Source organism: Paenibacillus plantiphilus (assembly GCF_927798095.1).
Classification (GTDB): domain Bacteria; phylum Bacillota; class Bacilli; order Paenibacillales; family Paenibacillaceae; genus Paenibacillus_Z; species Paenibacillus_Z plantiphilus.
Map to the genome: position 1 here is coordinate 89,197 of NZ_CAKMMF010000021.1, position 19,877 is coordinate 109,073.

Genomic DNA, 19,877 nt, shown 5'->3' on the forward strand with positions numbered 1-19,877 from the left:
CAACGTATCATCGGGGACTAATAGGGTTGTGAGGATCGGAAGAGCCCGGTTACTGTTGATGCTTAAAGATATAGTCGATATAGTCGGTTGCACTGTGATTGATTTTCTCATCGCTAGCTTGAAATGAAATTCCGAAGACAGCAAAATAGGGCAATAACACTGCGCCTACATGTCCTAGACTGGCTTTGAAAGGCACGATTACTTCATCCACGGTGAACGTAATAGAGCCCTCGGGCGAATAGTTTTCTTTTTTGTCGCCGATGGACATGGCCAGCCCGAACTTTTTCCCTTTGAGCTTGTCACCTTTCGATCCATAAGCCCATCCGTAGGCAAAAACATCGTCCAACCACTTTTTCAATAGAGGCGGACAACTGTACCAGTACAACGGGAATTGCAAGATTACATGGTCATAGGCTTCTAATAGACGCTGCTCGCGAGGAACATCAATGCTCCAGTTCGGATACTCTTTGTAAAGCTCATGAATTGTAATATCGTTCGGATGTTGCAGCAGCTGTTCTTTCCATCGCTGGTTTACCCTTGAAACCTCAAGGTTCGGGTGTGCCAAAATGACTAGTGTTTTCATTATGAATCTCCCCTTCGCCAGGCCCCTATGCAAGAATGTATCTTCAAAGCGCCTTGGCTCATTTTTTAGAATACGATCATTATCCTGCAGGTCTAGAAAAAAGAAAATACACACAATAAAGTAAGGTGGTTACTTCAAAGTGTGTACTGGACTCGGAATAAAAGTTATGAAACAATGAATATTTAGACCGGCTTTATAAGAACGGCATGAACGGGGTGTTATTCTGTGAAACAGTATCATATGGGCATAGAGGCAACACTCGAAATCATCGGCGGAAAGTGGAAATCGCTGATCATTTGCTTTTTGATGTCCGGTACAAAGAGAACAAGCGAATTACAGCGCAATATTAAGGGGATTTCACAAAAGGTTCTCATCCAACAGCTTCGCGAGCTTGAGAAGGATGGACTCGTAAGTAGATATGTTTACCAGCAGATGCCGCCAAAGGTTGAATATTCCCTCACGGAATATGGAGTTACAGCCAATAGTATCGTTGATGTTATGTGTTCTTGGGGGAAAGAAAATATTAAAATGAGACAGCAACAAGGTGAAAATATCGTCTTGCTGGAGGATAAGCCACAGGAGGAGAGCTCGGTTTGGAAAAGAACAAATTTCAGTTAAAAAGAGAAGCTACGTATCAGCAGCTGCTAAATGCGGCCTTGTTGTGTTTCTCCGAAAAAGGATACACATCAACGACGTTAGGAGATATCGTTGCGCGCACCGGACATACGAAAGGAGCCTTCTACGGTCATTTTAAGAGCAAGGAAGAGCTGTTTTTCCACGTGCTGGATTACCAGAATCAACAGACGCAAGGGTGGACAGACGTACCTAAACACTACAGCCCGGCGGATACGACATTGGAAGAGGTCATCAGGCTCACCGTGGTGAATCTTGCAGAGAAGCTGCAAGGGGTCGATAACTGGATTGTCGTACTGGTCGACTTCTATCTGCAGACGAAACATCATCCCGAGTATCATGAGAGGCTGAAGGCGAAATACGGATTATGGATATCCGAGATTTCTACTCTTGTGAGGGTATTGCAGGAGCAAGGCTGGGTCTCTCAAGATAAAGATATCCAGCTAACCGCGATGCAAGTGCTCGCTTTTAATGAAGGGTATACGATATTTTCCGTGCTGTTTGGGGGCGTGAACGATCAAGCATTGATCAAGGGCTTGGTCCGGTTGCTGTCGTAGTGGGATGGCTTCATTGACCATGGCAGCTCCCTGCTTTAATATATACCTACTGTATAGTATTTTATTATATGAGTAAGCCGTTCATCGAGTTGACGCATCCAGGAGGCTGTCCGAGGCGCGTCGATTGGCGATTTCTCTGAATCTATTAAGATTCCTTTAAGAGTTTACAGGGGGACTACTACGTATAATTTTCTGGTAGGGTAACAACACACTTACGAGTGTGGGTTAACGAAAACCATCTGTTGCTAAGTTCAGATGAGGAAATACATAATAACATGACGGAGGTAACCAGGCAATGAAACAAATAGGGAAACGATTGAGCAGTCTGCTGCTTTCAGTATGTATGGCGCTGCCGATGTTGGTCATATCGCCAACGATGGCGGTTGCTGCGAGCGAGGAGTTTTTTCTCCCGACAGGACAAACCTATTATTTTGACTTATCCAGCGAAGTGGACCATATCGGTACAATCAACTCTGCTGTGCCAGATGCAACCCTGCACTATGTGCCGTTCACTTATGTGGGAACAATCAACGCGTATAATCTCGACAGCTCAAGCAGCGGCTATTCAAGCGCTTCGGATAATGCCATTGCAAGCGATCGCAGTCTTTTTGTGGCGGATTATAACCTGAGCCACTCTGTCTCGTGGAATACGTTGAATGGGAATGGCCTCATCTACGGCAAAACCTATGACACCAACTACACATTGCGATCACTGAGTATGGGGAATGTCACGGAGGATGTTGGCTCACCAATAACCAATGAATGGGATCGAATTCTAGACAAAGATGATTCCTTGATCAAAAACTGGTCCATCCGCACTTGGGGACAGGACACGTATAAGAATAATTTGGGATCGCGCAGTGCGAGAGGAGGCTCGGGCGGCGTGCGCTATACGCTTAGCGCCCAGGTGAATTGGGCCAGTTCCGGATACGGCTTCCGACCCGCTCTTGAAGTGATGAATGCCGGTACGCTGGGACTTAATGGGTTAAAAGTCGTTACTGTTCATTTGAATGGCGGCAGTCTCGACAACAAAACAAGTATTCAAGTCGTCCGCGCTGGAGGATCGTTCACCGCGCCTAGCGGTACGGGCTTGACCCCGCTGGATAATATGATATTTGGCAAGTGGAACACGGAAGCAGATGGCAGCGGCACAAGCTACGGAGCAGGGGCAAGCGTTCCAGACACGGTTACAACGCTATATGCCCAGTGGGAACCGACGCTTGGAGACACCTTTTATTTCGACCTGTCAGGCGAAGCAGGCCATATCGGCACTGTGAACACGGCCGTGCCCGATCCTACTCTGCACTATGTACCGTTCACCTATACGGGAACAGTCAACGCATATAGTCTCGACAGTTCAAGCAGCTTTGACTCGAATGCGTCCGCGAATGCAACTGCAAGCAATCGTAGTCTTTTTGTAGCGGATTATGTCGTAAGCCATACGGTTTCATGGGATACGCTGAACGCGAACAACCTGATCTTTGGTAAAACCTTTGATACCAACTATACCTTGCGTTCTCTAAGCGGGGGGAGTAAGCCGAATGGTAGTTCTGGCGGGACACCAACGACCAATGAATGGGATCAAATTTTGAATAAGAATGGGTCCTGGATAAAAAACTGGCCGCTATTCTCATTGATGCAGGACACCGGTGAAGTAAATGGAGTGGTTCGTGCTTCGCGGGGATTTGCGAGTGTGCGTAACTGGGTTGGCGTCAGCAATGATAGCTCCAATAATAACTTTGGGTTCCGACCTGCTCTGGAAGTTCGGGATGCCGACACATGGGGTCCTAATGGATTAAAGGCCGTTCGCCTTGAACTTGGCGGCGGGAGTATGAATGGAGAAAACCGTATTCACATCATTAGCGGTGGAGATCAGTTCACTGCGCCAAGCGGCACAGGCTTGACTCCCCCGGAAGATATGACATTTGTTAATTGGCAAACAACGGGGGACCCAAGCACGACCTATGCCCCAGGGCAAACAGTCGCCTATACGAACGGTATGGGGCTGACTGCTGTATGGGAATATGTCACGGAACCGGAGACCACGCCGGTGATTGAAATCGACTATGATGGGGAACAGCTGACAGGTTTTATGGTAGGCGGCAGCTATACCATCGATGGTGCGCCGGCAGCTCCGGTTGGTGGTGTGCTGGATGTTGCGGGCTATATCGGAACGACGATTGCCATCGTGAAGAAGGGCAACGGTACGACGACGACGGATAGCTTGGCTCAAAACCTGATTATTTCGGCAAGACCAGCAACCCCGACGGCAACGGGTGTTGATCCGACGACCATTGGTGGCACAGGTAAAATTACCGGCGTGACCACGGTCATGGAGTACAAGTCTTCGACCGGCGCTTGGACGGATGCAACGGGTACTGAAATTGTGAATCTCGATGCAGGAATCTATCAGGTTCGCGTCAAAGCAACGACAACCAGCTTCAAGAGCGCGGAGCAGATCATTACGCTCACAGCACTGACACCGATGGACAGCACGATCAGCCCGACAACGGCAAGCTTCGATAAGAAGATCGCCGCGCAAGCGGATGTAACGACGAACTTGACACTGAACGGCAACACGCTCGTTAGCATCAGCAATGGAACATCGGCGCTTGTGTCCGGCACCGACTATACGGCAGCGGGGAATACGGTGTCGATTAAGAAAAGCTACATGGTCGCGCAGCCGGTAGGGACCACGAGCTTGACGTTTACGTTCAGCGGAGGAGCGGATCAGACGCTGGCGATCACGGTCAGCAACACGACGCTGCCAGGATACACTGTGACGTATAGCGGCAACGGCGCTACGTCCGGAAGCGCACCCACGGATGGCGGCTCTTATGCGGGAGGAGTTGCGGTAGCGGTGTACGGCAACTTGGGAAATCTGAGCAAAACGGGCTACACGTTTGCAGGCTGGAACACGCAAGCAGATGGAGACGGAGCGAACTACGCGGCGGGAGCGATCTTCACTATGGAAACCGCCAACGTTACACTGTATGCGAAGTGGAAAAGCAGCAACGCGGATTTAAGCGGTCTGACGCTGCCGGGCAGTACGCTGAGCCCGACATTTGCTGCAGCCACAACAAGCTATACGGTCAATGTGAGAAACAGTATGAGCAGCATTACGGTAACGGCGATGGTCCGCGATGCCGACAATGCCACGGTTGCGGCGGCGGTGTACAACAACGCGGGGACGATAACCAGCGGCCCAATCCCATTGACAAGCGGTGCTGTGTCCCCGTCGCTCCCGCTGAACGTGGGCATCAATTTGATTAACCTGGTCGTGACAGCGGAGGATGGTACAACGAAGACCTATGAAGTTACAGTGAACCGCGCATCCAATGATGGCAGCAGTGGCGGTTCAACTGCACCACCAACGGTGCCAAGTGAAGAGGAGGTATCAACAGAGGAGCCTTCAACAGAGCAGCCTCCGACAGATACGAACCCGACCATTGCATTTCGCGATATTGATGGACATTGGGCCGAGGCATACATCAAGCAAGCCGCTAGCATCGGTATCGTCGCGGGCTACCCGGATGGTACATTCAAGCCGAACCGTACGGTGACTCGCACTGAATTTACGGTGATGCTGATGAACACACTGAAGCTGCCAGGAGAAGGAACGGCACTAACGTTCACTGATACAGCGAAGATCGGCTCTTGGGCGCAGAAAGCGGTCGCGCAGGCTGTACAAGCAGGAATTATTAGTGGCTATGAGGATGGCAGTTTCCGCCCGGATGCAGAAATAACGCGTGCCGAGATGGCCATGATGCTTGCAAACGCATCGCGTTTGTCTCTCGAAGCGAACGCCGCAACCGGTTTTGCGGATGACAGGGATATTCCGGCGTGGGCGAGGGGCGCAGTGTCAGCTGTTAAGAAACGGGGCCTTATACAAGGTAAAGGTTCAAATGAATTCGACCCTGATGCCAGCACTACAAGGGCAGAGGCAGCTACCGTACTGATGAGGATGTTGGAGCCAAAGAGTTAACTTTCATGGCGAAGCGCGCAAACGTTACATTCTGGTGCTGGGTAAGCAGGAGTTGGTCGATTGTCTGGAGAAGTTTCAGATCAATTATGAAATTTCGTTTTTGTTATATATGGGGTGGAAGGGGACTAGTCATGAAGAGCTTGTTAAACCACAAGTGGTTGACTAAACTGCTGGTCGTGATCTTATTCACGACAGTGACGTTATCTTTTGGCGCGGAAAAGAAGGTGGTTGCTTCTGCATGCAGCGGCATAACGCCCGGAGCGACTTCCGCTTGTCCGATCATCATTACTGACGCCGACGGTCTGGATACGATGCGACAAAATCTGGGGGCTCATTATGCGCTTGGTGCGGACATCGACATGTCGGAATATTTGAGTCCGGGAGGCAACGGATACAATGGCGGAGACGGTTGGGAACCTGTTGGAGCTAGAGGAGGCGCTGCCTATGCGTTTACCGGCACATTCGACGGAAACGGCCATACAATCTCCAATCTGATAATAAACAGCAATGCCGGCTCAGTCGGATTATTTGGTGTTGCACAAGGGGCAACCATTAGAAATGTAGGCTTAATCAATGTTGATGTTGCGGGCAACGGAGGAAGCAGCGACGTCGGCGGTTTGGTTGGCGCCATAGAAGTTTCGATGATTGAAAACTCCTATGTTACCGGAGTTGTCAGCGGCGTTGATACTGTTGGCGGTTTGGTTGGATATGCCACCGGAACGGGGGTTAACCCCAGCCGAATTCATTATAGTTACGCTGCAGTTCAAGTAACCGGTCCCCCGACTGCCGATATCGGCGGTTTGGCCGGTTATATGCAGGGCAATGTGCATCAAACTTGGACATACTACGACATGAATTTAACGATGAACTCGTCTTTGGGGACTGGATTAACGACCAATGAGATGAAAAGCGCAGCCAGTTTCTATGAGTGGGACTTTTCTCCTTCAGGCCGTTGGGGCATTGTTGAGGGCGCGACGTACCCGATGCACCGCGCGACATTTGAACAAATTGTATTGGACGAGCTTACCGTCGACAATGGCGACATCGCGTTTACACCTTCGTTCGCCAGCGATGTATGGACATATTCCAGCCGGGTAACGGGCGAAGTGGGCAGCGTGACGGTGGCGGTCTATACAAACAATGCCAATTCAAGCGTATCCATCGAGGGAGTCGCCACCAATTCGAGGAGCGTCAGCCTGCTGCCGGGCAATAACGTCATCAACGTTACGGTGCTGACCAACGTATCGGTTCCCGGCGCAGCGACTGATCCGTATGAGACGAACTATACGTTGAACATTATTCGCGAGAACGGCACGGATTTTCCGCACCGTATTACAACCGCCTCCCAGCTGGCGGCAATCGGAGCTGGCGCATATGAACGGAGTGACAGCTATGAGCTGATGAACGATATCGAGTTGTCCGGTCTGGATTGGGAGCCGATCGGAGCCGGGGGCTCGCCGTTTACCGGCGTATTCGATGGCAATCGGCATGTTATCCGCAATTTGACCGTCACCGGCGCGGACGACGATGCCGGTCTGTTCGCGGCATCCTCGGGCACAATCCGAAATATTGGCCTTGAGGATGCTTCCGTATCGGGTGGCAGCCGAGTTGGCGGATTGGTCGGCAGCAACTCGGGAACGGTATCGAACGCTTATGTGAAGGGCAATGTTGCCGGAGACGAGCATGTCGGCGGACTAATCGGGCTAAACAGCGGCGCAGCAGCCGTGATGTACACCTATGCCGCAGGTCACGTAACCGGCACTGATCATATGGGAGGGCTGATCGGTGAAAACACCGGCGACGCTGCTGCCAATTCGTATTGGGATACCGAGATCGGCGGGCTCTTGATTTCCGGCGGCGGCGAAGGAAAAACAACGGAAGACATGCGGCTGGCAGCTACATATGTCGGCTGGGATTTCGCAGGAACTTGGGCCATTATGAACGGGTCAACGTATCCGATGTTCATCCGTCACTTCGACGCTGTGAAGCTGCAGGCTTTAAGCGCAGCATCAACGGACGGCGTCGTTAGCTGGACTCCTGCTGTTTTCGCATCGGCTCAAGGCGCATACGAGCTGCAAGCTGACCGCTACGTGGAAGCCGTCAATGTTGCCGCCATTCCCGCTGCTGCCGATACGGCGGTGACGATCGGCGCTGCAGCATCCGACTCGGCGCAAGTGGCTGTAACCGCTGGGAGCAATGTGATTATGATCAGAACCGACAATGTCAACGGCACGCCTCAAGGCGCGTACCGACTAACGATCAAGGTTCCCGCTCCGGAGATGACCGGACTCGACATTCCGGCCGCCCACTACTACATCGCGGGCGATACATTAACGTTTAGTGTGAGCTATGAAGGAAATATCGAAGTAACAGGCAATCCGACAATTCCTGTTGTAATCGGAGAAGGGGCAGACGCAACGACAGTGTACGCCACCTACTCCGGACATCCTCCAGGCCAGCAAAACAAGCTGATCTTTACGTATGTCGTGCAGGCAGGACTTGTGCATGCGAACGACCTTGAAATCGGAACGCACATCCAGTTGACGGATGGCGCCGAGATCTATGCCGCTGGGACAACTGTTCCTGTTTCGCTTGCTTTGCCTGCTATGGCGACTACCGGCATCATCATCGATTCCGTAAAACCGGACATCACGTTATCGCAGCAGCCAGCGAGCGCGGTAATGACTAACGATCCCGTGACAGTAACGGTGTCAGCCGACGGCACAGGAAGCGCTATTGCTGCAACCAAGTGGGCGGAAGGGCTGAGAGCTGCGGATTATTTTGCAGCAGAAGGCCATTCGCTTGCCAGTGGCAGCTTCGTGGCTGCCGCAAATGGAACGTACACTGTATATGCCGAAGACGAAGCCGGCAACAGTGGTGTCGCAACGATCGATATCGGCAATATTATTGACGAGCTGCCGCAAATCAGCCTGTCCCACAGCCCGACACAAACCAGCCCTTCGGTTTCCGTCACCGCCACAGCGGGTGTGCATGGCGCTGCAAACTCGGTAACGAGGATGAACTGGCTGCCGGGAAGCCATTCCGCAGCCGATTTTGCCGACGGGACAATCGGAACCGACATAGTAGCGGCCGGGCAATTTACAGTCACAGAGAATGGCACTTATACCGTCTATGCAAAAGATGCGGCGGGCAATGAAGCGGTGGCGGAAATTACGATTTCGAATATTGGGATGCCCCCAGACAATCAACCGACTGAACCCGCGCCTGTGTTTCCTATACCTTCAATCGGTCCTAAAATTATGGTCGATGCCAGCGGCGGTATCTCTATTCTGATCCATTCATCCTATCTCGTCAAAGAAACGCTCGAAGACGGTACAATCGTCGAACATGTCGTGCTAACCGATGGAATTATCGAGCAAGTGCTGAAATTGCTAGGAGAAGCACAAAGAAAGTTTGTAACCGTCGTAATCGATGACAGCGAGCAGGCCGTTCAGGTACAGTTTCCAGCGGCCTCCCTCCAGAAGGTGAAGGGCGCCTACCCGAATACCGTGTTCGAGGTCCAGTTGAACGGTTCCAGCTATCAGCTGCAAGTGAATGCGCCAGATCTGCAACAATTGTCCAAACAATTGGGCGCTGCGCTGCCAAGCATGCACGTAAATGTCCTCATCGCCAAGGTTGTCGGACAACAGAAGGAACAGCTGGAGCAATTCGCGAGCAAAGCCGGACTTAAGCTGCTCGGTCATGCGGTAGATTACAAAGTAATCGTGTCAGCTGGCGGACAATCAATGGAGGTTCGCGATTTTGGCGGAACGTATATCATTCGGGCGATTGCGCCAGGCGAGGATATGTCGGGCAAACGTATCACCGCTGTTTGGTACGATCCCGAAGCGCCAGCCCTGTCCTTCGTTCCGGCAGTGACGGCAGCGAGAAATGACGGCAGGCCGGAAGTAGCGATGAAAGTACCGCACAACAGCATCTATGCGATCATGGAATCGGCGCACAAATCATTTTCCGATCTGAACGGTCATTGGGCGAGAAGCAGCGTGGAGCTGCTTGCGTCAAAGCTAATTGTAAGCGGGGTATCCGACAGCCGCTTCGCGCCGAACGATTCCATCACAAGAGCGGAGTTCACTGCGTTGCTGGTTCGCGCCTTAGGAATTAGAACCGAACAAACCGTAGAGAGCGCCATTTTCGATGATGTTGCCAAGGAAGCTTGGTATGCGCCGGTCATTGAAGCAGGCGTTAAAGCCGGATTGGTAAGCGGTATATCAAAGGAAAGATTTGCGCCCGGCGTCACGATTACAAGAGAACAGATGGCTGTCATGTTCAATAATGCGTTCACGCTATTGCGTTATCCCGAATTTGCCGCCGATCATGTTCAAGGCATTCTTGGACAGTTTGATGATCACACCGCAATATCCCCATGGGCACAATCGGCGGTTGCGCAATCCGTAGCCTCAGGCATCATCCTGGGAGCAGATAACGCGATCATGCCTTCTGAGCCTGCGACCAGAGCGCAAGCTGTTGTTATGCTGAATCGGTTTCTGCAGCATGTCGCGTTCATTGACTAAAGCCCACAGAGTATAAAATTGAAAAGTGAGTCAGTCCCATAAAATGTGTAAAGACGCCTCCAAAGCCACTGTATTTGTGGAGATGGAAGCGTCTTTTTTTAACGAGGCAGCTTGATCCGAAACACCGTTTCCACGTTCGGCGTGCTGCTCATCTCCACATTGCCCTGATGGGCAAGAGCGATGTCCTTGACAATAGCGAGGCCAATCCCCAATCCTTCTCCCTTTCTTCCGTCATCCACCCGGTAAAAGCGTTCGAAAATAAACGCTTGATGCTCCGGAGGAACACCTCTTCCTTTATCCTTTACAATCATATTTACGGATTGATCATCCACTATCAGCTGGATGCCGAGGTACCGTCCATCCTTCCCGTACCGAATCGCATTATCGAGCAGATTGCGCAGTGCCCTTTCCATAAGAGGGGCATCGATAGAGATATGAATATCCTCATCCGGGGCATCGACATCGAGCAGAATCTGATCGCCGTCGAGTATCATGATATATTCGACCGCGATTTTGCGAACGATCTCGGATAGATTATGATCCGCCAAGTGAATGGTCAGATTATCCGCATCCTGGCGCGAGATGTCCAGCATTTGATCCAGCAATTTATCCATATATCTGCAGCGTTGAAGAATGATTTTGGCTCTGGTCTGGAGTTCAATTTGATCCTTATAATTGCCGGTGCGAATCATTTCGGCGCAGCCTAGCATCGTCGTCAGAGGCGTTCGCAGATCATGCGACAGATTGGATAGCAGAAGCTTGCGCTTGCTCTCGAACTGCTGAATTTCCGCGAATTGAGATCGAATCCGACGTGCCATGGAATTATAATGCTGGGTCAGCTGGCCAAGCTCGTCTTTGGATGTATCGGTCAGCTCTACAAGGGGAGAATCGCTCTGGATATTCAGTTCATTCAGGGCATGATTAAGTCTGCGAATTCTTTTATTCAAGGATGAGAACAACCATAAGGCCACTAGAGAAGGCAATGAGAACGACAGAAGAAGCGGAATAACCAAGGAGAGCAACGATTTCAACGTACGAATGAGAAAATAAACCTCGCCTTGTTTCATCGCGGAGGCGGGTATGCTGAGGAGCAGGAAATACGATTGTCCGCTCTTGGTCGAGGGCGTGAGGACATGAACCTCTTCTTCCGTTAAGTATTTCTCGGGCATATTCTGCATCAGCATCGCCAAGTCATGGAATGTAAATGTCGGATTAAGCCCCGCCGTATCATAGATGGATTGGCCTTGATCGTCCATCCACACCCATCGAATGGCAGGGTGTTCTGTGTGCGCGCGATCCAAGGTTTGTTTCAGTGCGTCTCTCCCGAATTCAGGCTGCTCCTCAATAGAATCGACAATGGATTGGGCGAGTGGATTTAACTCGAATAGCGCGTACCCTTTATTCGCCGCCTTCCCGATCCAGACAGTCGTAAAGCCGAACAGCACCATACTCAATGCAACGCTAAGCACAAGGGACAGCCACAGCTTGGTGCGCAATTTCATATTCCAGCCCCCGTTAACCGGTATCCAACGCCGCGTACCGTTTGAATTTCCCAAGAGGATTGAGCCTGTTCCAATTGTTTGCGCAGCCTGCTTATATATACGCTCAGGTTATTATCATCGTACCGTTCATGCTGCCAGACCTGTTGATAGATTTCGATCTTCGTCATGACGCGGTCGGGATTCTGCATGAAGAGCTGCATCAGTCCGCACTCTATCATCGTTAAGGAAATCTTCTCGTTATAGATGAGCAGCGTATAGTTATCAATATCCAGAATCATAGGGCTCAGACGAAGGACTAAAGAGGAATGGCTGGATTTAGGATACCGTCTGCGCAGAACAGCTTGAATGCGGGCCATTAGCTCCATTGGACTAAAGGGCTTCGTCATATAATCGTCTGCCCCGAGTCCAAGCGTGGTGATCTTATCTTGTTCCTGTCTTCTTGCGCTGACCACGATAGTCATGATGTCTAATCTGCGAGTATGCAAGTAGCGCAGCACCTCGAATCCGTCGCGATCATCCATCATGAGGTCAAGTATGATGATATCCACCTGCTCGGATTCCAACTGCTCAATCGCTTGTCGTCCGGACTCGGCTTCGAGCGCATGCATGCCGGATTGCTCGATATGAGTGCGAATCACTTCACGAATTTGCGGGTCATCGTCAACTACGAGTATTCGTTCCATATGATTGTTGTCACCGCCAAATAGTATAGATTAACTCGATCATAACATGTCTAGTCTGCAATTTGTCATTTGAACAACGCTATTATCGAATCCTTTAAGATTACATTAAGAGTCGGCAGAATGAACAGTTGGTATAATTCTCTTCACATGGAAGTGAACCCGAAACAGGCGTTAACAGCACTTCAGTTGGAAACATGGCATTCGTTTGTATCACTACACCAGAGATGGAAGGGAAAGAACAACAATGGAGTTCAATTTTCGTCGCAGGATGGCGCTATTGGTAGTTTGTATGCTCGTTTTCGGCCTATTATCAGAGATCGCGCCATATGGCAGCGAACGTGCGTATGCAGGGACCGGAGGGGAGATCTATACCGTGGCGGGAGGGGAATATGGCGATTCGGGCGATGGAGGAGCGGCCGTCGATGCTGAATTATCAGATGCATCGGCTGTGGCGGTAGACGGCAGCGGGAATCTGTATATTGCCGATACAGGCAACAACAAGGTAAGGAAAGTATTAACGAATGGGTCGATTACCACAGCGGCTGGGTCGGGAGGCTATGATTATTCAGGAGACGGAGATTTGGCTACTAGCGCTCAACTGCGCAGTCCGTCAGGAGTGGCCGTGGATGTTGATGGCAATTTGTATATCGCCGATAAATACAACAACAGAATACGGAAGGTAGACACGAGCGGCATTATTTCCACGATTGCGGGAACGGGAGGGAATGGCGATTCGGGCGATGGAGGTCCTGCCGTTGCGGCTCAACTAAGCAGTCCTGGCGGAGTAGCCGTAGACAGCGAAGGAAATCTGTATATCGCCGATACATCCAATCACAGAATTCGGAAGGTAGATGCTAATGGCATAATCACTACGGTAGCGGGATCTGATAATAGCGGTTATTCGGGAGACGGCGAGCCGGCAGTTACGGCAAGATTATATTACCCGGACGCAGTGGCGGTGGACAGTCACGGAAATCTATATATCGCCGATACATACAACAACAGGATAAGGAAAGTAGATACGAGCGGGATAATCAGCACAGTGGCTGGGTCGTCGGGAGTCGATGGTTATTCCGGCGATGGAGGTCCGGCCGTTAGCGCACAATTGAATGAGCCGGAAGGCGTAACGGTTGACGGCAGCGGGAATCTGTATATCGCCGATACGGACAACAACCGGATAAGGAAAGTGATCCCGAGTGGTATTATTACGACATTAGTAGGGACGGGTGCTGCTAATTATTCGGGAGACGGCGGGCCGGGTATGCTTGCAGAAATAGACTCTCCGAGCGGATTAGTGATAGATAGCAGCGGGAACCTGTACATCGCTGATAAATACAACTATGCGGTACGCAAACAATTGCCATATATTCCTTCGAGCGATGCTAGCTTAAGCAATATTACGCTGTCTAGCGGTACGCTAAGCCCGGTGTTTGCATCCGGCACGACCGACTATACAGCGAGTGTCGTTAATGGCGTGAGCAGTATTCGCGTGACGCCGACGACGGCGGATTCCTTCGTGACGGTGAAGGTGAACGGCGAGAGTGTCGCAAGCGGAGCCCAGTCAGGAGACATCAATTTGGATGTAGGGGATAATCCGATTACGTTGGTGGCCTTGGCTGAGGATGGTGTGACGGCGAAGACATACAGGATAACGATAGAGCGATTGCGGAGCAGCAATGCGAATTTGAGTCAGCTATCATTGTCGAGCGGCACGCTAAGCCCGGCGTTCGCTTCGAATACGACGAGCTACTCAGTGAACGCAAGTCAGAGTGCGATTACGGTAACTCCGACTATGGCTGATCCTATGGCTGCCGTGAAGGTGAACGGGACGACGGTGGCGAATGGTACGGCATCTCAATCGATTCCGCTAAATGTGGGCAGCAACGAGATTACGGTCGTTGTGACGGCGCAGGATGAAGCAACGACGAAGACATACACGATAAATGTAACGAGAACGATAAGCGCGAATGCGGACTTGAACGGGCTGACACTGTCTAGCGGTACGCTAAGTCCGTCGTTCGGATCGGGAACAACCAGTTATACGGCGAGCGTTGGAAATAACGTGAGCGGCATTGAGGTAACGCCGACGGTCGCGGACGGAAGCGCGGTAGTGACTGTGAATGGCGTACCGGTGGCAAGCGGCGCTGCCTCCGCAGCGCTGCCGCTCAACGTGGGGAGCAATACGATTGAGGTGCAGGTCACGGCAGAGAACGGGACGTTGAAGACGTACACCGTCATGGTAACACGAGCGGCGAGCAGCAATGCGGACTTGAGCGATTTGACGCTGTCGAGCGGCGTACTGGTTCCATCGTTCATACCGGGTACGTTCAAGACGAGCGTGGACCATCAGGTGAGCAGCGTCACGGTGACGCCGATGGTGTCGGATCCTGTTCATGCCACAGCCACGGTCAGTCTCTACAGTGGCAGCGGATCGTTAGTAAGCGGACCATTTACGGTAACGAGCGGGGCGGCATCTCCATCGCTGCCGCTCGGCGTGGGGAATAATACGATTACAATCGTGGTCACGGCAGAGGATGGAACGACCAAGACATATACGGTTGCTGTGACACGGGGAGCGAGCAGCAATGCGGATTTGAGCAATTTGATGCTGTCGAGCGGTACGCTGGTTCCGGCTTTTGCGGGCACATATACGGCGAACGTAGGACATAGTGTGAGCAGTGTCACGGTAACGACGTCATTGTCGGCTGCCGACAGCGCCTCCGCAACGGCAAGCGTATATGATGGCAGCGGAACGCGAGTGAGCGGCCCGCACGCATTGACGAGCGGTGCAGCGTCTCCATCGCTGCCGCTGAACGTGGGGAATAATGTGATTTCGATCCTCGTAGTGGCGCAGGACGGCTCGTCAAGGACGTACACAGTTACGGTAACGCGAGCGGTAAGCAGCAATGCGGACTTGAGCGGATTAACGCTGTCGGGCGGCACGCTGAGCCCGGCGTTTGAACCGGACGCAACCAGCTATACGGCAAATGTGGGCAACAGCGTCAATAGCGTCACGGTTACGATGGACATGTCTGATGCGGGCAGGGCTGCAACGACGGCGAGCGTCTACAATGGCGCTGGTACGCTCATCAACGGACCATTTGTAATGTCGAGCGGCACGGCAGCCTTTTCACTTCCGCTGAACGTGGGGGACAATGAGATTTCGATCCTCGTCAGAACACAAGACGGCACGGCGAAGACGTACACGGTAATGGTAACGCGAGCGGCAAGCAGCAACGCGAATTTGAACGGATTAATGCTGTCGCACGGTACGCTAAGTCCGTCGTTCGGATCGGGAACAGCGAGTTACACAGCGAACGTAGGAAATAGCGTAAGCGGCATTGCGGTAACGCCGACGGTCGCGGATGGCAACGCGGGAGTGACCGTGAATGGCGTGCCGGTGGCAAGCGGCGCTGCATCCGCATCGCAGCCGCTGAATGTGGGAAACAATGAGATTTCGATCCTTGTGATGGCACAGGATGGCTCGACTAGGACGTACAAGGTCGTCGTTACCCGGGAGGCGCCTGTTTCTGCGCCGCCCTATACTGGAGGCGGCGGCTCAGCGCCGATTGTGAACGAGCCTGTCACTAGCAAGCCTGTTATCGATTTGAACGGCCGGGAGCTGGACCCTTCCGGCATCGATACCGGGAAGCCATTTGTCACACTTGAAGCTGAAGCTGTGCCGACAGACGGTGTGGTTGTTGTTGGTATTCCGGCGGCTATTTTAACGGAATTTGCCGCAAAAAATGCCGGCTTTTACGTAGTAATCAAGACGCCATACGGCAGCTATCAAGTGCCAGCCAATCTGGCATTGCTTATTCCTGAGCTGCCGGATTTGCTTGTGAAGAACAAGCTTCAAGCCGTGGATATTAGCTTTAGAATTACGTTGGCCGATAAATCCGGCGACAAGAACGTGCAAGCTGGGATAGCAAACGCATTGCCGAACAGCCAAGTGCTGGGGCCGATTGTGGATTTTCGCATCGATATCGTTCATACGAAGACTGGCCTTGCGATTGGAACGGCGGACAAGTTCGAAAAGGCGCTGACGAGATGGATACCGCTTCCGAACAACACGGCCGGATTGCCAAAGCTATGGGGAGCGTTCCGCTATCATGAGGCGACGAAGAAGCTAGAGTTTGTCCCGGCGAAGAAGCTGAAGCAAGACGGCGTGTGGTATGCAGCCATCCATTCTTATACAAATAGTGTGTATGTTGCGGCGGCAAATGCGGTGAGCTTTGCCGATATGGAGAGGCATTGGAGCGAATCCACAGTAGAGCTTGCTGCAGCCAAAAGCTTGGTTGAAGGGATCGGAGGCGGACAGTTTGACCCCGATCGGGTGATAACGCGAGCAGAGTTTACAGCCATGCTCGTTCGGGCTTTGACGCGGGGCGCCGCCACCTACGACGGAAGTGGGTTTTATAACGATGTAGCTCCGGATGCATGGCATTTTGAGGCTGTGTCAGCCGCGAAGGAGCAAGGATTGTTAGGTTTCGCGAGTGGCAGCAGCTTCAAGCCCGATCAGCCGCTCACCCGCGAGGAAATGGCGAGTATGCTGGCTGCGGCGATTGCCATTCATGAGCTGCCGATTATCGAGGAATATGCGAGTCTGGACGGCTATAAGGATATCGGGAGCGTGAACGCGTCTTACCTGGAGGATGTTCGCTTGATGGTGAAGCTTCAGATCATGACAGGCATTGACGAGGATACATTTAGTCCCAAGGGTGCAACAACACGCGCGCAGGCGGCGGTCGTATTGATTCGTACGCTGCAACAGCTTGGAATGATCGATTGATCCAATCGTCATATGCGGTTCAATCCCGCCTGAGTGAGTAATTTCATTCAGGCGGGTTTTGGTATGTTCGGAGGTCGCGGGCAGGTGATTCAAGTAACTGGATGAAGAAAATGCTCATCGTCCAGCGGAGATTCCTTACGCGACTGTGAAACAAGCTACAATCGACCGTACCACTCGATCAGCTCTGCCGAAGGCTGAATATTGAGTTCTTGCTTCAACAGCGCTTCATACTGCTTGTAATGCAATTGAAGGGCCAGCCTGTCCTTCAAGGCAACAAACCCGTGCATAAGCAGCATGTTCGCTTCTTGAGCAAACCCGACTCCTGCGATACCACAGCATCTGACTGTGGATGGAGTGGACAGCCAAGTTAATTTAAACTGGGACACTGTGACCGGCGCAACCTATTACAGTGTGTACCTGTCAACTGCTCAAGGCATGTTTACCGAGCCAGCAGCCGCAACAGTAACGGATGCAACGTACAACATAAGCGGGCTAACGAATGGCACGACATATTATTTCATCGTAAAAGCCGGCAATTCAGGAGGCTTGAGTGCGGCGTCGAATGAAGCCGCCACCACGCCTGCTGCCGTTCCTGCTGTACCTACGAGTGTGAGAGCCATTGCCGGGAATGGGCAGGCAACGATTTCTTTCACGTCACCAACCGATAACGGTGGTTATGCCATCACCAGCTATGAAGTGACCGCTTCATCGGGAAGCATCGTGCGAAGCGGAGCCTCCAGCCCGATCACGGTCACCGGCCTGACCAATGGCGTAAGTTATACCTTCACTGTAAAAGCGATCAACCAAGTCGGGAGCAGCCGGTCTTCTTCTGCATCCAACGCAGTCACCCCAAGTTCCCCGTCCAACAGCGGTGGCAACGACAGCGGCAGCGATAATGACGATGACAGAGAGACGGCAGCTCCAATCGCGGATGTCCTTCTTAACGGTCAAGTGATCGAAGCGGGAGCGAAAACAACAATAGATCTCGGCAACAGGATGCTGACGATAGTTGTCGATGGGACCAAGCTTGAGAATCGACTTGCAGCAGAAGGGCAAGGTGCGATCATCACATATCGGGCGAACACAACCTTTGACAGGGTTGTGGCTGAAATGGACGGCCAATTGGTTAGAAGCATGATAAAAAAGCAAGCTGTCATCACTCTCAAAACGAATCAGGCCAAGTATGTATTGCCGGTGCAGCAAATCAACATCGAAGCTCTAGCTAGCCAGTTTGGTGAATCAGTCGCCTTGCAGGACATTAAACTACAACACCTTCTTTGAACATTGGATAGAGATGCCGGATAACGTTCATGGGTGCGCGGATGATTGTCATGGGTACGGGAGATAACTCGTATGAGCCGGATCGGGAGGTTACCCGCGCGGAGTTTGCAGCCATTCTCGTTCGGGGATTAGGACTTCCTTTCGAGTATGGGGCTGCTCCATTTTCTGATATTCCCTCGACGGCATGGTTCAACAATGTCGTGCATACAACGTATACCTATCGCTTGCTTACCGGCTTTGAAGACGGAACGTTTCATCCGGAAGATACAATCACCCGCGAGCAAGCGATGATCATGTTGTCCAGAGCAATGTCGCTCACGGGACTGAAAGCTAAGCTGCCCAGCCAAGCGGCAGACGAGGTGCTTCTTCCGTAAACTGATGCGGCTTCCGTCTCCGAGTGGGCGCTGGGCGAAATTGCAGTTAGTATCCAGGCAGGAGTCATACAGGGGAAAAACGGCGCAAAGCTTGCACCACAAGACTTCGTGACGAGAGCCGAGGCTGCAACCATCATACACCGCCTGCTCCAGCTTTCTGATCTAATCTGATATTCGCTAACTTCAAGGTTATCCCGCATGTGCTTACCGGCGTGCAGGATAACCTTATTTTTCATATAAGAGGGATACCGGCTGGTCATTAGCCGTTCCTAATCTGATCGAGAAATGTGGTGTGTGTTTTGGTGGATAGCAATTTAATTGCTTTCCCATGTTGCTTGAACAGCACAATCCAAAATGGAAAGAGTATTTTTACGTCAATATTAAGTACTCAATACATGTGGAGTAAGTAATAGGAATACAACGAGGCGATTCCTGCTATTCATCAAAGTATAAGGAAATGCTATAATAAAAGTAGTGATGGAATGGAGTGAGATGCTCATGTTGGAGTTGCTTGATCCGCGTGTCGATGTCATTTTTAAGCGTATTTTTGGCAGTGAGCATAACAAGGATGTACTGCTGGCGTTTTTAAACAGTACTTTTCGTGACGCAGGCGAGCCGCCCTTGACGGAGATTGTCTTGCTCAACCCATACACAGAGGCAGATAGTCCTGATGACAAGCAATCCATTATGGATATCAAGGCCAAGACCGCCAAGGGAGAGTTGCTGAATATCGAGATGCAGCTCTTTAACCCGTACCATATGGAAAAGCGAACGCTGTTTTACTGGTCTGAGATGTACTACCATCAGATTCCGAAGGGCAGCAATTACAATACATTAAAGAAGTGCGTGACCATCAATATCTTGAACTACTCCTGTCTGCCCAACAACCGCTACCACAGTGTTTTTCATTTGCGTGAGGATCACACCGGCATTCCGCTCTTGGACGATATTGAGA

Annotated in this window: 12 protein-coding genes and 1 pseudogene; 9 read left to right on the plus strand and 4 right to left on the minus strand. The window is 51.5% G+C overall.

What is annotated here, in order from left to right; translation table 11 throughout:
• Nucleotides 1-49: 49 nt before the first annotated feature.
• Nucleotides 50-583 (minus strand): NAD(P)H-dependent oxidoreductase, encoded by a 534-nt coding sequence (locus tag L6H65_RS17975; protein ID WP_236344039.1) that lies wholly within the window; start codon nucleotides 581-583, stop codon nucleotides 50-52.
• A gap of 225 nt (nucleotides 584-808) precedes the next feature.
• On the opposite strand from L6H65_RS17975, the gene L6H65_RS17980 reads away from it, so the two are divergent.
• From L6H65_RS17980 to L6H65_RS17995, 4 genes are all read left to right on the plus strand, one after another.
• Nucleotides 809-1,201 (plus strand): winged helix-turn-helix transcriptional regulator, encoded by a 393-nt coding sequence (locus L6H65_RS17980; RefSeq protein WP_236344040.1) that lies wholly within the window; start codon nucleotides 809-811, stop codon nucleotides 1,199-1,201.
• Nucleotides 1,177-1,773 carry a TetR/AcrR family transcriptional regulator gene (locus L6H65_RS17985; protein ID WP_236344041.1) on the plus strand — a complete coding sequence of 199 codons (597 nt, stop codon included), beginning with the start codon at nucleotides 1,177-1,179 and terminating at the stop codon, nucleotides 1,771-1,773. Before L6H65_RS17980 ends, L6H65_RS17985 begins: the two co-directional genes overlap by 25 nt.
• Nucleotides 1,774-2,068: 295 nt before the next feature.
• On the plus strand, nucleotides 2,069-5,758 hold the full coding sequence (locus L6H65_RS17990) for an S-layer homology domain-containing protein (protein ID WP_236344042.1): 3,690 nt from the start codon (nucleotides 2,069-2,071) through the stop codon (nucleotides 5,756-5,758).
• Between the two features lie 131 nt (nucleotides 5,759-5,889).
• A complete protein-coding gene (locus tag L6H65_RS17995) occupies nucleotides 5,890-10,290 on the plus strand; it encodes an S-layer homology domain-containing protein (RefSeq protein ID WP_236344043.1) in 4,401 nt (1,466 codons plus the stop codon).
• A gap of 98 nt (nucleotides 10,291-10,388) precedes the next feature.
• Here L6H65_RS17995 and L6H65_RS18000 read toward each other — a convergent pair whose 3' ends face one another.
• Nucleotides 10,389-11,792 carry a sensor histidine kinase gene (locus L6H65_RS18000; protein ID WP_236344044.1) on the minus strand — a complete coding sequence of 468 codons (1,404 nt, stop codon included), beginning with the start codon at nucleotides 11,790-11,792 and terminating at the stop codon, nucleotides 10,389-10,391.
• Nucleotides 11,789-12,475, minus strand: coding sequence for a response regulator transcription factor (locus tag L6H65_RS18005; protein WP_236344045.1), 687 nt, complete (start codon nucleotides 12,473-12,475; stop codon nucleotides 11,789-11,791). The genes L6H65_RS18000 and L6H65_RS18005 overlap by 4 nt, the downstream gene beginning before the upstream one ends.
• Nucleotides 12,476-12,719: 244 nt before the next feature.
• Here L6H65_RS18005 and L6H65_RS18010 point away from each other — a divergent pair, with 244 nt between their 5' ends.
• Nucleotides 12,720-17,267, plus strand: a complete 4,548-nt coding sequence (locus L6H65_RS18010; RefSeq protein WP_236344046.1) for a cadherin-like beta sandwich domain-containing protein — start codon at nucleotides 12,720-12,722, stop codon at nucleotides 17,265-17,267.
• Nucleotides 17,268-17,422: 155 nt separating this feature from the next.
• Here L6H65_RS18010 and L6H65_RS18015 read toward each other — a convergent pair whose 3' ends face one another.
• Nucleotides 17,423-17,563, minus strand: a complete 141-nt coding sequence (locus L6H65_RS18015; protein WP_236344047.1) for a hypothetical protein — start codon at nucleotides 17,561-17,563, stop codon at nucleotides 17,423-17,425.
• A 43-nt stretch (nucleotides 17,564-17,606) separates the two neighbouring features.
• Between L6H65_RS18015 and L6H65_RS18020 the strand changes: the two genes are divergently transcribed.
• The 4 genes and pseudogenes from L6H65_RS18020 to L6H65_RS18030 all read left to right on the plus strand — a co-directional run.
• Nucleotides 17,607-18,548: a fibronectin type III domain-containing protein gene (locus L6H65_RS18020; RefSeq protein ID WP_371877717.1), complete on the plus strand. Its 942-nt coding sequence runs from the start codon at nucleotides 17,607-17,609 to the stop codon at nucleotides 18,546-18,548.
• 29 nt (nucleotides 18,549-18,577) lie between these two features.
• Nucleotides 18,578-18,922, plus strand: a complete 345-nt coding sequence (locus L6H65_RS18025; protein WP_236344049.1) for an S-layer homology domain-containing protein — start codon at nucleotides 18,578-18,580, stop codon at nucleotides 18,920-18,922.
• Nucleotides 18,923-18,934: 12 nt separating this feature from the next.
• A pseudogene (locus tag L6H65_RS26810) lies at nucleotides 18,935-19,093 on the plus strand (S-layer homology domain-containing protein); the annotation flags it as partial.
• A gap of 327 nt (nucleotides 19,094-19,420) precedes the next feature.
• Nucleotides 19,421-19,877: Rpn family recombination-promoting nuclease/putative transposase (locus tag L6H65_RS18030; RefSeq protein WP_236344050.1), on the plus strand; the 457-nt coding region annotated here is incomplete at its 3' end.

Coding starts and splice junctions, on each gene's coding strand:
- L6H65_RS17975 (WP_236344039.1), bottom strand. CDS start 583: ATGAAAACACTAGTCATTTTGGCACACCCGAACCTTGAGGTTTCAAGG.
- L6H65_RS18025 (WP_236344049.1), top strand. CDS start 18,578: ATGGGTGCGCGGATGATTGTCATGGGTACGGGAGATAACTCGTATGAG.
- L6H65_RS17995 (WP_236344043.1), top strand. CDS start 5,890: ATGAAGAGCTTGTTAAACCACAAGTGGTTGACTAAACTGCTGGTCGTG.
- L6H65_RS18015 (WP_236344047.1), bottom strand. CDS start 17,563: ATGCTGCTTATGCACGGGTTTGTTGCCTTGAAGGACAGGCTGGCCCTT.
- L6H65_RS18010 (WP_236344046.1), top strand. CDS start 12,720: ATGGAGTTCAATTTTCGTCGCAGGATGGCGCTATTGGTAGTTTGTATG.
- L6H65_RS17990 (WP_236344042.1), top strand. CDS start 2,069: ATGAAACAAATAGGGAAACGATTGAGCAGTCTGCTGCTTTCAGTATGT.
- L6H65_RS18000 (WP_236344044.1), bottom strand. CDS start 11,792: ATGAAATTGCGCACCAAGCTGTGGCTGTCCCTTGTGCTTAGCGTTGCA.
- L6H65_RS18005 (WP_236344045.1), bottom strand. CDS start 12,475: ATGGAACGAATACTCGTAGTTGACGATGACCCGCAAATTCGTGAAGTG.